The following is a 17,638-nucleotide window of genomic DNA, read 5'->3' as shown; positions in this document are numbered from 1 at the left end:
ACGGCCTCAGGGGATGGTGACGACCTGCTGGTCCGCGGGCCGGTCCTGGAGCAGGCCCCGGTTGGCCGCAGCCAGCTCCCATGCCGTCTGCCTCGGCGGCGTCGCCTCGGTGTCCCACTGCCCGAGCAGCAGGGCCACCTTGGCCTGCATCTCCGAGCGCAGCCGCTGGAAGGAGTCGGCGGGGTTGGCGCCGACCTCGCCCAGCAGCAGCCACCACGCCCAGGCGGCCGCACCCGCGTTCGCCACGAAGTCCGGGATCACCGGGATGCCGCGCGCGGCGAGCATGGCCTCGGCCTCCGGGGTGGTCGCCGAGTTCGCGGCCTCGACCACCACCCTGGCCCTGACGTCCACCGTGTTGTCCGGGGTGAGCGCGTAGGACACCGCCGCGGGAACCAGGATGTCGGCCTGGATGCCCAGCACGGCGTTGCGCGGCAGGCGCAGCACGTCCTCCGGCACGCGCTCACGGTCGATCTCGCCGAAGGCGTCCCGCAGCTCCAGCAGCGCCGGGATGTCCAGCCCGTCCGGGTGGTACAGGGTGCCCGCGGCGTCCGCGACGGCGACCACCCGCATCCCGGCCTCGTGCAGGTACCAGGCGGCGCCGCCGCCCATCGTGCCGATGCCCTGCACGGCGACGGTGGTGTCCGCGGTTTCCCAGCCCCAGGTGCCCGCGGCGCCGAGGCAGGCCTGCGCCACCCCGTAGCCGCCGACCACGTCACCCAGCAGCAGCCCGCCGGGGACGGGTGCGTTCAGCCCGGCCTGCACCCGGCGCAGGGTCCGCTCCGGAGCGCTGGAGCGGCTGATCGCCGCGTGGTAGGACTGCTGCAGCCCCAGCCGGGCGAACACGTCGTCGATCACGTGCTGCGGCACCCCGAGGTCCTCCGCGGTCACCCAGTGGTCGTCCAGCCATGGGCGCATGGCGGCGCAGAAGCGTTCCAGCACGCCCACCGCGCGCGGGTCCTTGGGGTCGAAGTCGATACCGCCCTTGGCGCCACCCACCGGCAGGTTGAACGCGGCGGTCTTGGCCGCCATCCCGCGGGCGAGGTCCTCCACCTCGGACAGGGTGCAGCCCGGCCGCATCCGGGTGCCGCCGGTGGCCAGCCCGGAGACGAGTGTGTGCACGACGAGGTAACCACGAGTACCGGTCACCGGGTCGGTCCAGGTCAACCTGAGCAGGGGTTCGGTCTTCTCGGTGCTCACTCAACCCACCTCCAAGCCATTCGAGTCGATTGCGGGCGCTACGCCTGCCGGCCTGGTCGGCTGGCGACCGCGGGCACACGACAGCTCGCCGAAAGCGTTGGCAGTCGGCGTACTCGGCGTTCTGGACGGTGCTGAGCTGCGGTGTCCCCGGTGCCTGCCCGTGGCGGGCCGGTGATTCCACAGTGCGGCAGTGACGGCCGCGCGTCCAGTTAAGGATCATGCACGTTTGCCTTTACGCTTCCTGCATGGAGCTTTCGTTGCACCGCTTGCGGATGCTCCGCGAGCTGCACCGGAGGGGCACCGTCACCGCGGCCGCGGCGGCGCTGCACTACACCGCATCGGCCGTGTCCCAGCAACTCGCGCAGCTGGAGCGGGACGTCGGTGCCAAGCTCTTCGAACGGCTCGGCCGCAGGGTGCAGCTGACCGAACTGGGGATGCTGCTGACCGAGCACGCGGAGGACATCCTCGGCTCGGTGGAGCGGGCCACGCTGGCGCTGGAGGAGGCCCAGGACACCGCCTCGGTGCGGCTCACCGCGGGGGTGTGGGCCTCGGTCGCCTCCGGCCTGCTGCCCACCGCGCTCACCGCGCTGGCGGCGGACCATCCCGGGATCGAGGTGCGCACCAGGGAGCTGGCGCCGGAGGACACCGCGGGTGCGGTCCGGGACGGCGCACTGGACTTCTCCTTCGTGATCGACTACTCGGATATGCCGATGCCCTGGGAACCCGGCCTGGAGCGGGCGGTCATCGCGGTGGAGCGGCTGCACGCCGCGGTGCCGACCGGGGCGATCCCGGCAGGCTCGGTCTCCCTGCTGGAGCTGGCCGAGCACCCGTGGATCCTCGCCGGGCCGAAGAGCCATTTCGGCCGGGCCGTGCTGATCGCCTGCCAGCGCAGCGGGTTCGAGCCGAAGATCAACCACGAGGTCGGGGAGCAGGCCACCGCGATGGCCATGGTCGGCGCGGGGCTCGGCATCACCCTGGTCTCCGACCTTGGCCTGACCCTGCGCCCGCCGGGGGTGGACGTGGTGGCGCTGACCAGCCCGGTGATGCGCACGGTGTCCATCGCCTACCGCACCACGGCCTCGCGGCGCCCCTCGCTGCAGTTCGTCATCGACGCGGTGCGCACGGCGGCAGCCGAACTGGGGCTCGGCGTGCGTTCACCCCTGCCCTGAGAGCCTGTTGGTGAACCGGAGATAGCTGCTTGTGGTGAGCGGAGGAACGCGCTGGGCAAAGCCCACGAGCGGCGAGGCCGAGCGCCGTACCTGCGAAGGTGACGATCGTGACCGAGCCCGAGCTTGGCCGAGCCGATCGTGTCGCGCGTTTACCAACACGCGCTGAGCGCCGGCGGTGCTCGCTGGGCCTGCAACCTGTCGTACCCCCCGTGTAGCGTCGATGAGCGAGTGTTCCGATGGACCGGACTGGACGGCAGGCGGATGTCATGACGGCTGTTCACGATCACTTCCCGCACATCAACCGAACATCGCAGCGCGACGCGGCGGCGGAGCAGACCTCCGCACGGGTGGTTTCCGATCGCGCGGAAGGGGAGGCCTACGTCGCCTCGGTGTGCTTCAAGCACGGGCCACCGCGGCTGATCGGCGTCGAACTCGAGTACACCGTGCACCACGTCGATGATCCCAGCCGTCCACTCGATCCCGCTCATCTCGCCGAGGCACTCGGCCCGCACGCCCCCCGCACCCTCAGCCCGGACAGTCCGGCGCAACCGTTGCCCGGCGGCTCCCCGCTCACCCTCGAACCCGGCGCCCAGGTCGAGATCTCCGCACTCCCGCAGCCCTCGCTCGCCGAGCTGTCCGCGGTGGTCTCCGCCGACCTGCGCCACCTCACCGAACTCCTCGCCCGCGCCGGCCTGTGCCTCGGCGAGCACGGGATCGACCCGCATCGCGGGCCGTCCAGGGTACTCACCACCGAGCGGTACGCCGCGATGGAACGCCGCTTCGCCCCGATGGGAACCGGCGGCATCACCATGATGTGCAGCACGGCGGGCCTGCAGATCTGCCTGGACGCGGGGGAGCGGGAACACATCGCGCAACGCTGGGCCGCGGCGCACGCGCTGGGGCCGGTGCTGCTGGCGCTGTTCGCCAACTCCCGCAGGCACGCCGGGGCCGACACCGGGCATGCCTCGGCGCGCTGGCTGGCCGTGATGGGCACCGAGCGGGCCCGCACCCGGCCCGCCATGGCCTCACCCGATCCGGCGCGGGACTGGGCTCGCCGGATGATGGACACCCCGCTGATGGTGCTGCGCCGCCCGGAAGGGCCGTGGGACGCGCCCGCGGGTCTGACCTTCGCCGACTGGGTCGCCGGGCGCGGCGCCGCGGGCGTGCTGGACCCGCCGACCACCGCCGACCTGGACTACCACCTCACCACGATGTTCACCCCGGTTCGCCCGCGCGGCTACGTGGAGGCCCGCTACCTGGACGCGCAGCCACCGGACCGCTGGCTGCATCCGGTGGCACTGCTGGCCGCGCTGCTGGACCGGCCCGCAACGGCGCATCGCGCGCTGGCGGTCTGCGCCCCCGTGGCCGACCGGTGGGAGCAGGCCGCCCGGCACGGCCTGGCCGTACCGGAGATCGCCGCGGCGGCCCGCCAGGTGGTGGAGCTCGGCTGTGCCGAGCTCCCGCGCACCGGCCTGCCCGAAAGCACCCTTGCCGAGATCACCGACAGCGTGCGGCTGCGCCTGCGGCACGCGGGGAAGGAGTGACCCGATGTCCACCCGGCACACCGAAGCACCGAGCCCGCTGCGCGAGCTCGGCACCGAGCGGCTGCGCGAGCACACCGCGCGGGCGCTGAGCAGGGCACGGGAGCGGAGCACGGCGCTCACCGACGCCGTGGACGACGAGGACCTGGTGCGCCAGCACTCCCGGCTGATGTCCCCGCTGGTGTGGGACCTCGCGCATATCGGCAGCCAGGAGGAGATCTGGCTGGTCCGGGACGTGGGCGGCCGGGAGCCGCTGCGCCCGGACATCGACGACCTCTACGACGCCTTCCAGCACCCACGGGCCGACCGGCCCGCGCTGCCGCTGCTCGGGCCTGCCGAGGCGCGTGCCTACGTCGGCGAGGTGCGGGACAAGGCCTTCGACGTGCTGAACTCCGCGCGGCTGACCGGGCGCAGGCTCACCGAGACCGCCTTCGCCTTCGGCATGATCACCCAGCACGAGCAGCAGCACGACGAGACCATGCTGGCCACCCACCAGCTGCGCAAGGGCGAGCCGGCGCTGCGCGCCGAGCCGACGCCACCGCGGCGCGCCGGGCCGCTGCCGGCCGAGGTGCACGTTCCGGCGGGGACCTTCCTGATGGGCACCTCGGCCGAGCCGTGGGCGCTGGACAACGAGCGCCCCGCGCACGAGGTGCACGTGGACGCCTTCGCCATCGACACCCTGCCGGTGACCTGCGGCGACTACCTGGAGTTCGTCGAGTCCGGTGGCTACGACCAGCGCCGGTGGTGGAGCGAGGCGGGCTGGGAGTACGTACGCGCGCACGAGATCGTGGCGCCGCGGTTCTGGCGCCGCGAGGGGGACCGGTGGTGGCGCAGGCGGTTCGGGGTGGACGAGCCGGTGCCGCCGGAGGAACCGGTGGTGCACGTCTCCTTCCACGAGGCCCAGGCCTACGCCGCCTGGGCAGGCAAGCGGCTGCCGACCGAGCCGGAGTGGGAGAAGGCCGCGCGGTTCGACCCGGCCAGCGGGCGCTCCCGCCGGTTCCCGTGGGGCGACGAGGAACCCCGGTCCGACCAGGCCAACCTCGGGCAGCGGCACTTGCGGCCCGCCCCCGTGGGGGCCTATCCGGAGGGGGCCTCGGCGCTCGGGGTGCACCAGTTGATCGGCGATGTCTGGGAGTGGACCGCCTCGGACTTCCGCGGCTACCCGGGGTTCACGGCCTTCCCGTACCGGGAGTACTCGGAGGTGTTCTTCGGCCCGGACCACAAGGTGCTGCGCGGTGGTTCCTTCGGCACCGATATCGCGGCCGTGCGGGGCACCTTCCGGAACTGGGACTACCCGATCCGCAGGCAGATCTTCGCCGGTTTCCGGTGCGCGAGGAGCGTCTAGTGTGCCGCCATCTGGTCTATCTCGGCCCGCCCTGCGCTCCCGCCGAGCTGGTGTTCGACGCGCCGCACTCGCTGCTGCGGCAGTCCCACGCGCCCGCCGACATGCGGGCGGGCGGCACCGTGAACGCGGACGGTTTCGGCCTCGGCTGGTACCCGGGTGACGGTGCACCGGTGCGCTACCGCCGGCCCGGTCCGTTGTGGACCGACGAGGGGCTGCGGCCGATCGCGGGTTCCCTGCGCACAGGGGCGTTCCTCGCGGCGGTACGCTCCGGAACGCCAGGGATGCCGGTGACCGAGGCGGCCTGCGCCCCGTTCGCGGACGGGCAGTGGCTGTTCAGCCACAACGGCGTGGTGCGCGGCTGGCCGGACTCGGTCGCCGGGCTGGCCGAGAAGCTGCCGGTCACCGAGCTGCTGCGGCTGCCGGCACCCACCGACTCCGCCCTGCTGTGGGCGCTGGTGCGGCAACGGCTGGCCGCGGGCGGCGACCCGCTGGCGGCGATCACCGGGGTGGTGCGCGAGGTGGAAAGGGCTGCGCCGGGCTCCCGGCTGAACCTGCTGCTCACTGACGGCGTGGTGGCGGTGGCGACCGCATGGACGCACGCGTTGTCGGCCCGGCGCACCGAGACGGCGACCGTACTCGCCTCCGAACCCTGCGACACCGAGCCGGGTTGGACCCCGGTTCCGGACGGCCATGCGGTGCTGGCCCGCGCCGGTTCCGTGGAGTTCCATCCCATCAGCACAGATCGGAGTGACCTGCCATGAAGGATGTGGATCTCGAGGTCCACCACCGGGTCGAGGACGTGGGCGCGCTGCGCACCGACGTCCGGGAAGGACTCACCGCGCGGGCCAAGTGGCTGCCGTCCAAGTGGTTCTACGACGCCCGCGGCAGCGAGCTGTTCGACCGGATCACCGAACTGCCGGAGTACTACCCGACCCGGGCAGAGCGGGAGATCCTGCACGGGGCCGCCGGCTGGATCGCAGGCACCACCGGGGCCAGGGCGCTGGTGGAGCTCGGGTCGGGGTCCAGCGAGAAGACCAGGGTGCTGCTGGACGGGCTGCGGGCGCACGGCACGCTGGACACCTTCGTGCCGATGGACGTGTCGGAGTCGGCACTGGCCGAGGCCGCGGCCGCGATCACCGAGGACTATCCCGGCCTCGCCGTGCGGGGCGTGGTCGGCGACTTCACTCAGCACCTCGGCCTGCTGCCGGGGCAGCCGCCCCGGCTGGTGGTGTTCCTCGGCGGCACCATCGGCAACTTCCTTCCGGCGCAGCGGGCCAAGTTCCTCCGTTCGGTGCGGGACGTGCTCGCCGAGGGGGAGTGGCTGCTGCTCGGCACCGATCTGGTGAAGGACCCCGGCACGCTGGTGCGTGCCTACGACGACGCGGCCGGGGTCACCGCCGAGTTCAACCGCAACGTGCTGCGGGTGCTCAACGAGCGGCTCGGCGCCGACTTCGAGCCGGACCGGTTCCGCCACGTGGCGCACTGGGACGCCGAACGGGAATGGATCGAGATGCGGCTGCGCGCCACGGCCGAGATGACGGTCCGCATTCCCGGTGCCGATCTCGAGGTGCGGTTCGCCGAGGGGGAGGAACTGCGTACCGAGATCTCGGCGAAGTTCCGCCGGGAGGGGGTCGAGGGGGAGCTGTCCGAGGCGGGGTTCGCCGCGCAGCGGTGGTGGACCGACAGCGGCGGCCGGTTCGGTGTTTCCCTCGCCCGTGCGACGTGAGGAACCCGCTCAGCACAGTGGCCAGAAGGCTGGGCACCCGGCCGTGGCTGATGCGGCACGCTGATCTGATCGTCCGGCTGGACCGCCGGCTGTACGCCCTGTCCGGCGGCCGGTTCGGCCTGGTGGCGCTCGCCGGGCTGCCCTCGGTGCGGCTGCGCACGACCGGCAGGCGGAGCGGGCTGGCGCGGGCTACCAACCTGCTCTGCCTGCCCCGTGCCGGGGAACTGGTGCTGGTCGGTTCCAACTGGGGGCGCCGGCACGATCCCGGGTGGACACACAACCTGCGGGCGAACCCCACGGCGACCGTGTGGCGCGGGCGGCGGGTGCTGCCGGTCCGGGCCCGCGAGGCCGAAGGGGCCGAATACGACCGGCTGTGGCGGGAGTTGCTGGAATTCTGGCCCGGCTACGAGATGGAAAGGCAGATCGCAGGGCGGCGGCTGCCGATATTCATACTGACCATATCACCCGGGTGTCAACAGGTCTGAACCATCCTTTCGGTTAATGTATTCGATCTCCCCGTTGTGCGATTCTTGCCTATTGAAAGCACTGGCCGGAAAACGAGATTCGCACGATCGTGGGAGGGAACGGGTGTTGACGACGAGGCGAGGCCCGGTGCGCGGGGGCCTGGTGGCCGGGACACTCGCGGTGGCGCTCGCGCTCACCGCGAGCCCGGCCGCCGCGACCGGGACAGGCGCCGCACCGGGCGCCCCGGTGGCCGGGGTCCCGCAGGTCCAGTGGGGAGAGTGCGCGGAATCCGCGCTGGAGACGGTGCCGGAGGAGCAGCGGGGTCAGTTCGGCTGCGCGACCTACCGGGTGCCGATGGACCACGACAATGCCGCGGCCGGAACCGTGGACCTGGCGCTGATGCGGCGGGCGGCAGGGAAGCCGGACGCCAGGATCGGCTCGCTGTTCCTGAACCCCGGCGGTCCCGGTGGCAGTGGCCGGACCCTGCCGGTGCTGGCGGACCAGTTGTTCGAACCGCGGGTGCTGGAGCGTTTCGACATCATCGGTTTCGACCCGCGCGGGGTCGGCAAGAGTTCCTCGGTGCGATGCTTCACCACCGAGGAGGACGCCTATGACGTGCTCGGCAAGCAGGTCCCGGTTCCGCTGGAACGGCAACGGATATCCGATGTACTGCACGCCTACCAGGAATACGGCGAATTCTGCGCGGCGAACACCGGCGCGCTGCTGAACCACCTTTCCACCAAGGACGTGGCGCGCGACCTGGACCTGTTGCGCGCGGCGGTGGGCGACGAACGGCTCAACTACGTCGGTTTCTCCTACGGCACCCTGATCGGGGCCACCTACGCGAACCTCTTCCCCGACAAGGCGCGGGCGATGGTGCTGGACGGCAATGTCGATCCCGCACTGCGCACCACCGACAGCACCCGGTACGAGCGGGAACGGGCGAAGGGGTTCGAGATCGCGCTGGAGGCCTTTCTCACCGAGTGCGAGCAGGTGCGCCAGCGGTGTGCGTTCAGCGAGGGCAGGCCGAAGCAGAAGTTCACCGAGCTGCGTGAGCGGTTGCGCCGGGAGCCGATCGAGCTGCCGGACGGGGACACAGTGGACATCAACGCCTTCACCGGTGGCGTCGCCGGGGCGCTGTACTCCCCGCACGCCTTCCCCGGGCTGGCGCAGGACCTGCAGCGGCTGTACGAGGTGCTGCACCCGCCGCAGGAAGCCGAGCCTGCCGACCCCGAGCCGTCCGCGCCGGCAAGGAATGATCTGTCCACTTTGCTCGACCCGGCCGAGAACAGCCGGTACGACGTGCGCCCGGACAGCCCGTACACCTCGCAGGACGCCTACCTCGGCGTGAACTGCTCGGACAAGCGGTTCGGGCACGCGCAGGAGCGGGTGCCCGAACTGGCCGGCGAGTGGGAGCGGGAACTGCCGACCTTCGGCCGGATCCAGGCGTTCTCCGACGCGGCGGGCTGCCCGGCCTGGCCGGTGCGGGAGCCGGACGCCTACCGGGGACCGTGGAACCGTTCCACCGAGCATCCCGTGCTGGTGATCGGTAACTACTACGACCCTGCGACCCAGTACGCGTTCGCCGAGCGGATGGCCGACCAGCTCGGGTTCGCCCGCCTGCTGTCGGTGGATGCGTTCGGTCACTGCATCCTCGGCAACTCGGCCGAACTGGACTCGGCCACCGCGGACTACCTGGTCGACCTGAAGGTTCCCGGCCCGGGCCAGGTGTACGAACCGGACACCCACCCCTTCGGCTAGCTGCCGCTGCTGTGAGTGGCCCGTTCGCTGCGAAATTCGCAGGGAACAGGCCACTCACAGCGGGGTGTCAGGAGCGGGTCATCTTGCGCAGGACGTACTGCAGGATGCCGCCGTTGCGGTAGTAGTCGGCCTCACCGGGGGTGTCGATGCGCACTACGGCGTCGAACTCGACGGTCGAGCCATCCTCCCTGGTCGCGGTGACCTTGACCGTGCGCGGGGTCTCCCCGGAGTTGAGCCCGGTGAGCCCGGTGATGTCGAAGGTCTCGGTGCCGTCCAGGCGCAGCGACTTCGCCGACTCGCCTTCGGGGAACTGCAGCGGCACCACGCCCATGCCGATCAGGTTGGAGCGGTGGATGCGCTCGAAGGACTCGGCGATCACCGCGCGCACCCCGAGCAGCCGGGTGCCCTTGGCCGCCCAGTCCCGGGAGGAGCCGGAGCCGTACTCCTTGCCGCCGAGCACCACCAGCGGGGTCCCCTGGGCGGCGTAGTTCTGCGCGGCGTCGTAGATGAACGACTGCGGGCCGCCCTCCTGGGTGAAGTCCCGGGTGTAGCCACCCTGCACCCCGCCCTCGACGATGGCGTCCAGCAGCTGGTTGCGCAGCCGGATGTTGGCGAAGGTGCCGCGGATCATCACCTCGTGGTTGCCGCGCCGGGAGCCGTAGGAGTTGAAGTCCTTGCGCTCGATCCCGTGCTCGGTCAGGTACTGCCCGGCGGGGGAGTCCGCCTTGATCGCCCCGGCCGGGGAGATGTGGTCGGTGGTGACCGAGTCACCCAGCTTGGCCAGCACCCTGGCACCCGCGACATCGGTCACCGGTTCCGGTTCGGCGCCCATGCCCTCGAAGTACGGGGGCTTGCGGACGTAGGTGGACCGCGGGTCCCACTCGAAGGTCTTGCCCTCCGGGGTGGGCAGCGACTTCCAGCGCTCACCGCCGTCGAACACGTCCGCGTAGTCCTTGGTGAACATCTCCTGGGTGATCGCCGAGTCGATGGTCTCCTGGATCTCCTGCGGCGTCGGCCAGATGTCGGCGAGGAACACCTCGTTGCCCTGCTCGTCCTGGCCGAGCGGCTGCTCGGCGAAGTCGAAGTCCATCGTGCCCGCCAGCGCGTATGCGATCACCAGCGGCGGCGAGGCCAGGTAGTTCATCTTCACGTCCGGGTTGATCCGGCCCTCGAAGTTGCGGTTGCCGGACAGCACGGACACGACGGTCAGGTCGTTCTCCTGTACCGCGGCGGAGATCTCCTCGGGCAGCGGGCCGGAGTTGCCGATGCAGGTGGTGCAGCCGTAGCCCACCAGGTGGTAGCCCAGCTTCTCCAGGTACGGCCACAGCCCGGCCTTCTCGTAGTAGTCGGTGACCACCTGGGAGCCGGGAGCCATCGAGGTCTTCACCCACGGCTTGACCGAGAGCCCCCTGTTCACCGCGTTGCGCGCCAGCAGGGCCGCGCCAAGCATCACCGAGGGGTTGGAGGTGTTGGTGCACGAGGTGATCGAGGCGATCACCACGGCCCCGTGGTCCAGCACGAACTCCCCGCGCTCGGTGGAGCTCACCGTGACCGGTTTGGACGGGCGCCCGGAGGCGCCGTTGGCAGCCGACGCCACCGGCACCGCGTCCTCGTCGGCGAAGGAGAGCGTGGCCGGGTCACTGGCGGGGAAGGACTCCTCGACCGCCTCGTCCACATTGGTGTGCGGCGTCGGGTACTGCTCCTCGACGTAGTCGTGTACCGACTTGCGGAAGGAGGACTTGGCGTCGGTCAGCTCGATCCGGTCCTGCGGCCGCTTCGGCCCGGCGATCGAAGGCACCACGGTGGACAGGTCCAGCTCGAGGTACTCGGAGTACTCCGGCTCGTGCCCGGGGTCATGCCACAGGCCCTGTTCCTTGGCGTAGGTCTCCACCAGTGCCACCTGCTCGGCCGAGCGGCCGGTCAGCTTGAGGTAGCGGATGGTCTCCTCGTCGATCGGGAAGATCGCCGCGGTGGAACCGAACTCCGGGCTCATGTTGCCGATGGTGGCGCGGTTGGCCAGCGGCACCGCGCCGACGCCCTCGCCGTAGAACTCGACGAACTTGCCAACCACGCCGTGCCGCCGCAGCATCTCGGTGATGGTCAGCACCACGTCGGTGGCGGTGGCCCCCGGCGGGATCTCCCCGGTCAGCTTGAAGCCGACCACGCGCGGGATCAGCATGGACACCGGCTGCCCGAGCATCGCGGCCTCGGCCTCGATCCCGCCGACGCCCCAGCCGAGCACGCCAAGCCCGTTCACCATCGTGGTGTGCGAGTCGGTGCCGACGCAGGAGTCCGGGTAAGCCTGGCCGTTACGGGCCATCACGGTGCGCGCGAGGTGCTCGATGTTGACCTGGTGCACGATGCCGGTGCCGGGCGGGACCACCTTGAACTCGTCGAAGGCACCCTGCCCCCAGCGCAGGAACTGGTAGCGCTCCCGGTTGCGCTCGTACTCGATCTCCACGTTGCGCTCGAAGGCGTCGGCACGACCGAAGATGTCGATGATCACCGAGTGGTCGATCACCAGCTCCGCAGGCGCGAGCGGGTTGACCTTGTCCGGGTCACCGCCGAGCTCGGCCACCGCCTCGCGCATGGTGGCGAGGTCGACCACGCACGGCACGCCGGTGAAGTCCTGCATGATCACCCGTGCCGGGGTGAACTGGATCTCCGTGGCGGGCTCGGCTCCCGGGTCCCAGCCGCCGAGGGCGCGGATGTGGTCGGCGGTGATGTTGGCGCCGTCCTCGGTCCGCAACAGGTTCTCGAGCAGGATCTTCAGGCTGTAGGGAAGGCGCTGTGCGCCCTCGACCTTGTCCAGCCGGAAGATCTCGTAGGAGGCCTCGCCGACCTTCAGCGTGTCTCGTGCGCCGAAGCTGTCCTTGCTGGCAGGTGCAGTCACGTCTAACTCCACTCGGGTTGGACGGACCTCGCGGGGCACCGGCCCCGCGGGGCGTCCGACGTCAGTTCGGTTGTGTTGCGGCGGTTGTTCGGGCAACCGGAGCCGAGTCTGGCGTACACCCCCGGTACCGGCGACCGGGGGCTCGCGCCGTGCGACACCTCAAACAGTACGCGTGTCCTTTTTTTACTTCAAGGGGCCCCATGCGCGAGGGCCCGGCACCACCGTGTGGTACCGGGCCCTCGCGGCCTGCGCGCAGGCGCTCACTCGGCCAGGCGGATCAGCCCCTGGATGTCCTCCGGCTGCAGGCTGCGCAGCACGGTCATCCCCAGCTCGTTGAACGTGCGCAGCGGGCTGACGTAGTGCTCGCCGTCCACCTCGGTGGTCACCACGCCGATGCCCTGTTCGAACACGCCGAGGCCCAGGTTGCGCACGGCCTGCCGCGCGGCGGGCGGCAGGCTGACGTCGGAGCGGCGCTCCAGCATGGTGGCGAGCTCATCGGCGCACAGCCGGTCGGAGTTCTCGTCGACGCTCACCCGGTAGCAGGTCCCTTCCCGGACCAGCGAGAACGTGCTGCGCTTTCGCTCGTTGGTCAGTTCCAGCGCCGTCACGGTCGCCCTGGTTCCCCCGTTGAGCTCGCTGGTCTCGGTCTCCAGCCTGGTCACCGTGATCCCGGACGGCCCGGCCTCGGCGCCGATCGCGTTCAGCAGGACGGGGCCGACGTCGTGCAGCACGGCCATCTCGTCCGGCGGCAGCAGCTCGATCACCCGGCGCAGGTCGCCGTCCAGCGCGGCCAGGACGAGCTGCTGGACGGCCTCGTTCGGCGAGTCCGCCCCGATCGCGGGCACGGGCTGCTGCGGCCAGGCCTGGCGCTCGGCCAGCAGTGCGTAGTCGGCGATGGTGTAGAGCAGGCTGGGGTACCACTCCCCGTCCACGTTCACGGTGGCGATCCGGACCGGTTCGCCCTGCTGCCGGACCACCTCGGCGATGTCGATGGTCCGCGTCTGCGGCCCCTGCTCCAGCTCCGCGCGCTCGGAGCGGCTGAGGACGGCGTCCATGAAGTCCTCGGCCAGCGGGACGTCCTGGAGGTTCGCGGTGACCTCGAGGGTTCCGCCGGTGAGCTTGGTGATCGCGACGTGGTCGTTGACCTGCTCCTGGGCCGCCTCGTCGAAGGCCAGGTTCTCGGCCTGCAGCCGCATGCCGCTGAGCGACTTCGGGTCGGCGTCCGGCTTGACCACGCCGAGCCGCTTGAGCTCGCCGGTGGCGTCCTCGATCGGGTCGGTGAACAGCGCGGCCTCCGCGGGAGCCAGGCTGCCGAGCAGGCCGACCAGGTCACCGTTGCCCAGCGAGCCGGCCAGGTTCCGCGCAGCCTCGGTGGGTGTGGCCGCGCCGGAGGCCACGGATTCGGTCTGGGACAGCGCGAACCAGGTAGCGCCGCCACCCAGGGCCACCACCAGTGCGGCGACCAGGCCGATGACCAGGCCCCGCCTGCTCTTCCTCGGCGGCGGTTGCTGCTGGTAGTAGGGCTGTTGCGGGTGGCCGTACGGCTGCTGGTGGTAGGGCTGCTGGTAACCCTGCGGGTACCCCTGCGGCGGCGTCCCGTACTGGGGCTGGCCGTACTGCGGCTGTCCCGGTGGCATGCCCTGCGGCTGCCACGGGCCGCCCTGCCCTGGATTCGTCACGGTTGGATACCTGCTCTTCCGGTCGTACTGTGTTGTTCGCCCTGCACACGCGGGTGGCGCCGGCCCAGGCGCGCGGCGCGGTACAGCGTGCCGAACACGCCGAGCGCACCGAGCACCGCGGCCGCGGACCCGGCGGTGCTGGTGACGGGTCCCGGGATGAGAACGGCGACGCCCCCAGCTGCCGAGCCGGCTTCGGTGCCTTGGACGGCGCAGACCATGCCGATGGTTCCCACCACCGCACCCAGGACGAGTGTGCAGGTCGCGGCCGTGCGGAACAGCCCGAGCGCGAACAGCGCGACGCTCCCCGCGCACAGCAACGGCACCGCGACCCAGGAGCGTAACGCCAGGTCGACCAGCGCGTTGTCGAACAGGTCCAGCCTGCCCAGCAGCGCGGCAGCCTGGTAGCTCGTTCGGCTCACGCTGCCCGAGCCGAACCAGGGCAGGAAGCTGCCCACCACCACGCCCACCAGGCCGGCCGCCGCGCAGGCGGCCGCCAGGTACGCGCCGGTCGGACGGGCTGTGCGCATGGTGTTACTCCTCGATCGTTCGCAGTATCCCCGATGGGCATCGGCCGGGCAGCCGGTTTGACGCGGCCGACCGTGCCAGGGGTCCCCCGGAACGGGGAAATGTGGTGGATGGGGAGCAAGTGTCGAGTGTGACGACTGGTAAATAAGTGGCATCAGTGGGACAGTCTGCTGAGGATCTTCTAAACCGCAGGTCAGGAAGGTTGTAGGAGGTGGAGGCCGTGCCGGACGGGCACCATGAGCCACGCCGCGCCGCGGGGCGGCTCCGCGGCGCGAGCATGATCATCGCGCTGGTGCTGGCCGCCCTGCTCGGCGGCGGTACCGCCGCGGCCGTGCCGCCACCACCCCCGAACCCGAGCGATTCCGAGCTGAAGGTCGGCCGCCAGGCCGCCCGGTCCAAGGCCGCCAAGGTGGGTGAGCTGACCAACGAGCTGGCCCAGGCCGAGAGCAGGCTGGACGAGCTGCGGGCCGAGGTCGAGATCAAGATGGAGGAGGCCAACAAGGCGCTGGTCGACCTCCAGGCGGCCGAGGAGGCGGCCAGCACGGCGGAACGCAACGCGCGGGCCGCGCGCGCGGCCTCCGACTCGGCTGCCGCCACCGTGGAGAAGACCCGCACCCAGCTGGACCGGTTCGTGGCAGGCAGCTACCAGCAGGGCAGCATGATCGGCTCCATCTCCGCCTATCTCGGCTCGGACAGCCCGCAGGACCTGCTGGCCCGGTCGCAGCTGCTGGACGCGGTGAGCGGGAGCAACCTGGACGCGCTGGAACGCATGCGCCGGGCCCGCACCGAGCAGGCCAACAAGGACGCCGCGGCGCGCAAGGCACTCGAGGTCGCACGGCAGAAGGAGGCCGAAGCCGAGCAGGCGCGGGCCGCCGCCGAGGCCGCCAGGCAGGCCGCGGTGCAGGCCCGGCAGGCGCAGTCCGCGCGGGCGAGCAGCCTCGAGGCCGAGAAGAGCCGGGTCGAGCAACGGCTGTACGCGGCCCAGTCCAGGGTGGAGGGCCTCGAGGGGCAGCGGCAGCGCTACAACCAGTGGCTGCGGCAGAAACGGGCCGAGGAAGCCGAACGCGCCCGGCAGGCGGCGATGGCCTCGTCCTCGTCTTCCGCCGGGGGCAGCAGGGCGCCGGCGCAACGCCCATCGGCCCCCGCCGGCGCGACCGTGGAGTCCGTGGTCGCCAGGGCGATGTCCCAGCTCGGCGTGATCTACGCCTGGGGCGGCGGCAACGCCAGCGGCCCGACCAGGGGCATCCGGGACGGCGGCGTGGCCGACGCGCACGGCGACTACATGAAGATCGGCTTCGACTGCTCCGGCCTGATGATCTACGCCTTCGCCGGGGTGAAGCGGCTGCCGCACTACAGCGGCTACCAGTACCACTCCGGCCGCAAGGTGCCACTGTCCCAGATGCGCCGGGGCGACATGCTGTTCTGGGGCCGCGGCCGGATCCACCACGTCGCGCTCTATCTCGGCAACGGGCAGATGATCGAGGCACCGCACTCCGGGGCGCGGGTGCGGATCTCCCCGGTCCGCTACGGTGGGATCATGCCCTATGCCACCCGCCTGATCGGCTGACGGCCGTGGCCTTCGCCGGCATCGTGCTCGCCGGCGGCGGTGCCCGCCGGCTGTCCGGTGTGGACAAACCCATGCTGCCGATCGGCGGCACGCCGCTACTGGCCACGGCCCTTGGCGCGCTGGCGGGAGCCAGGGAGGTCGTGGTGGTGGGCCCGGAACGCACCGGGCTGCCCGAACTGCCCGCGCTGACCTGGGTCCGGGAGCGGCCCGCAGGGTCCGGGCCGGTCGCCGCGCTCGCCGCGGGCCTGGCTGCGCTGCCCGCGGTGGAGGTGACCGTGGTGCTGGCCGCCGATCTCACCGGCGTCTCGGTGTCCACTGTGGAGAGACTGCGCGGCGCGCTGGCTGGTCCGGACCGGCCGGAGGGCGCCGTGCTGGTGGACGGGGACGGGTACCGGCAATGGCTGATCGGTGCCTGGCGGACCGGGTCGCTGCGGGCGGTGCTGCCTGCCGATCCGGCAGGCGCCTCGCTGCGGGCGACCCTCGGCGGGCTGTCCATCGCGGAGGTCCGGGCCCGGCAGGGGGAGTGCGGCGATGTGGACACCCCCGCCGATCTCGACCGCGCCCGGCGCGGGGGCGCTGGGTACTGACACTTTCACAGCCGTCACACTGGGCATTCGGTTGGCTGTACGCAGCGTGGGTTGTGCACGACCGTGCCCGGCTGACGAGTACGGTCGCACGGCAGACGTGATCATCAGGTAGGAGGCACCGTGACCGAGCCCGGCTACTCCGACGGCGCGGCCGAAGGACAACCCGGAACCCCAGCGCGCGACGCCCAGCTGCTCGAGCGCACCGTGTTCGAGGTGAAGCGGATCATCGTCGGACAGGACCGGCTCGTGGAGCGGATGCTGGTCGGCCTGCTGGCCAAGGGCCACCTGCTGCTGGAGGGCGTACCAGGGGTGGCGAAGACGCTGGCGGTGGAGACCTTCGCGCGGGTGGTCGGCGGCACCTTCTCCCGGGTGCAGTTCACCCCGGACCTGGTGCCAGCGGACATCCTCGGCACCCGGCTGTACCGGCAGGCCAGCGAGAAGTTCGATGTGGAGCTGGGCCCGGTGGTGGCGAACTTCGTGCTCGCCGACGAGATCAACCGCGCGCCTGCCAAGGTGCAGTCGGCCATGCTCGAGGTGATGGCCGAGCGGCACGTCTCCATCGGTGGCGAGACCTTCCCGATGCCGGACCCCTTCCTGGTGCTGGCCACCCAGAACCCGATCGAGAACGAGGGCGTGTACCCGCTGCCGGAGGCACAGCGGGACCGGTTCCTTTTCAAGATCATCGTGGAGTACCCCTCGGCCGAGGAGGAACGCGAGATCGTCTACCGGATGGGGGTCACCCCACCGGAGCCGCACGAGGTGCTCAGCCCGGCGGAGCTGACCCGGCTGCAGGAGGTCGCCTCGCAGGTGTTCGTGCACCATGCGCTGGTCGACTACGTGGTGCGGCTGGTGCTGACCACCCGTACCCCGCAGGAGCACGGGCTGACCGACGTGGCGAACTGGGTCTCCTACGGTGCCTCGCCCCGTGCCAGCCTGGGGATCATCGCCGCCGCCAGGGCGCTGGCGCTGATCCGCGGGCGGGACTACGTGCTGCCGCAGGACGTGGTGGACGTGGTGCCGGACGTGCTGCGGCACCGGCTGGTGCTGTCCTATGACGCGCTGGCCGACGGGGTCCCGCTGGACCACATCATCACCAGGGTGCTGCAGACCGTGCCGTTGCCGCAGGTGTCCGCCCGGCCGCAGGGCGGCCAGCCGGTCGCGGCGGGTGTGCCGGGCAGGTAAC

Annotated in this window: 14 protein-coding genes; 10 read left to right on the top strand and 4 right to left on the bottom strand. The window is 71.4% G+C overall.

Translation table 11 applies throughout. The features are described 5' to 3' along the window. Positions 1-6: 6 nt before the first annotated feature. Positions 7-1,197 (bottom strand): Glu/Leu/Phe/Val family dehydrogenase, encoded by a 1,191-nt coding sequence (locus KOI47_RS18465; RefSeq protein ID WP_216204910.1) that lies wholly within the window; start codon positions 1,195-1,197, stop codon positions 7-9. Positions 1,198-1,442: 245 nt separating this feature from the next. Between KOI47_RS18465 and KOI47_RS18460 the strand changes: the two genes are divergently transcribed. From KOI47_RS18460 to KOI47_RS18430, 7 genes are all read left to right on the top strand, one after another. Further along, on the top strand, positions 1,443-2,366 hold the full coding sequence (locus tag KOI47_RS18460) for a LysR family transcriptional regulator (protein ID WP_216204909.1): 924 nt from the start codon (positions 1,443-1,445) through the stop codon (positions 2,364-2,366). Between the two features lie 266 nt (positions 2,367-2,632). Continuing rightward, entirely contained in the window at positions 2,633-3,910 is a 1,278-nt protein-coding gene (gene egtA / locus KOI47_RS18455; RefSeq protein ID WP_216204906.1) for an ergothioneine biosynthesis glutamate--cysteine ligase EgtA, read from the top strand. Positions 3,911-3,914: 4 nt separating this feature from the next. Then, complete coding sequence (gene egtB, locus KOI47_RS18450) at positions 3,915-5,252, top strand: ergothioneine biosynthesis protein EgtB (RefSeq protein ID WP_216204903.1); 1,338 nt, start codon at positions 3,915-3,917, stop codon at positions 5,250-5,252. Then, a complete protein-coding gene (egtC, locus tag KOI47_RS18445) occupies positions 5,252-6,013 on the top strand; it encodes an ergothioneine biosynthesis protein EgtC (protein ID WP_216204900.1) in 762 nt (253 codons plus the stop codon). Before egtB ends, egtC begins: the two co-directional genes overlap by 1 nt. Continuing rightward, positions 6,010-6,978: an L-histidine N(alpha)-methyltransferase gene (egtD, locus tag KOI47_RS18440; RefSeq protein WP_216204896.1), complete on the top strand. Its 969-nt coding sequence runs from the start codon at positions 6,010-6,012 to the stop codon at positions 6,976-6,978. Before egtC ends, egtD begins: the two co-directional genes overlap by 4 nt. Positions 6,979-7,028: 50 nt before the next feature. Then, on the top strand, positions 7,029-7,463 hold the full coding sequence (locus KOI47_RS18435) for a nitroreductase family deazaflavin-dependent oxidoreductase (RefSeq protein ID WP_456318997.1): 435 nt from the start codon (positions 7,029-7,031) through the stop codon (positions 7,461-7,463). Between the two features lie 127 nt (positions 7,464-7,590). After that, positions 7,591-9,204 (top strand): alpha/beta hydrolase, encoded by a 1,614-nt coding sequence (locus KOI47_RS18430; RefSeq protein ID WP_408629944.1) that lies wholly within the window; start codon positions 7,591-7,593, stop codon positions 9,202-9,204. Between the two features lie 67 nt (positions 9,205-9,271). Here the strand turns inward: KOI47_RS18430 and acnA are convergent, their stop codons facing one another. From acnA to KOI47_RS18415, 3 genes are all read right to left on the bottom strand, one after another. Continuing rightward, positions 9,272-12,097 (bottom strand): aconitate hydratase AcnA, encoded by a 2,826-nt coding sequence (gene acnA, locus KOI47_RS18425; protein ID WP_216204888.1) that lies wholly within the window; start codon positions 12,095-12,097, stop codon positions 9,272-9,274. A 260-nt stretch (positions 12,098-12,357) separates the two neighbouring features. Next, the gene (locus KOI47_RS18420; protein WP_232376095.1) at positions 12,358-13,776 is read right to left on the bottom strand and encodes a flagellar basal body-associated FliL family protein; all 1,419 of its coding nucleotides are present in this window, start codon (positions 13,774-13,776) and stop codon (positions 12,358-12,360) included. Then, a complete protein-coding gene (locus KOI47_RS18415; protein WP_216204886.1) occupies positions 13,773-14,303 on the bottom strand; it encodes a hypothetical protein in 531 nt (176 codons plus the stop codon). The genes KOI47_RS18420 and KOI47_RS18415 overlap by 4 nt, the downstream gene beginning before the upstream one ends. 275 nt (positions 14,304-14,578) lie before the next feature. On the opposite strand from KOI47_RS18415, the gene KOI47_RS18410 reads away from it, so the two are divergent. The 3 genes from KOI47_RS18410 (at position 14,579) to KOI47_RS18400 (ending at position 17,637) form a co-directional block, all read left to right on the top strand. Beyond that, a complete protein-coding gene (locus KOI47_RS18410; protein WP_216217384.1) occupies positions 14,579-15,868 on the top strand; it encodes an NlpC/P60 family protein in 1,290 nt (429 codons plus the stop codon). Positions 15,869-15,873: 5 nt separating this feature from the next. Beyond that, positions 15,874-16,455, top strand: a complete 582-nt coding sequence (gene mobA / locus KOI47_RS18405) for a molybdenum cofactor guanylyltransferase (RefSeq protein ID WP_216204883.1) — start codon at positions 15,874-15,876, stop codon at positions 16,453-16,455. 120 nt (positions 16,456-16,575) lie between these two features. Then, entirely contained in the window at positions 16,576-17,637 is a 1,062-nt protein-coding gene (locus KOI47_RS18400) for an AAA family ATPase (protein ID WP_216204880.1), read from the top strand. Position 17,638: the final 1 nt, after the last annotated feature.

It is taken from the genome of Amycolatopsis aidingensis, assembly GCF_018885265.1.
Classification (GTDB): Bacteria; Actinomycetota; Actinomycetes; order Mycobacteriales; family Pseudonocardiaceae; genus Amycolatopsis; species Amycolatopsis aidingensis.
Note: the sequence above shows the minus strand (reverse complement) of the source record. Positions and strands in the feature narration are given on the sequence as shown.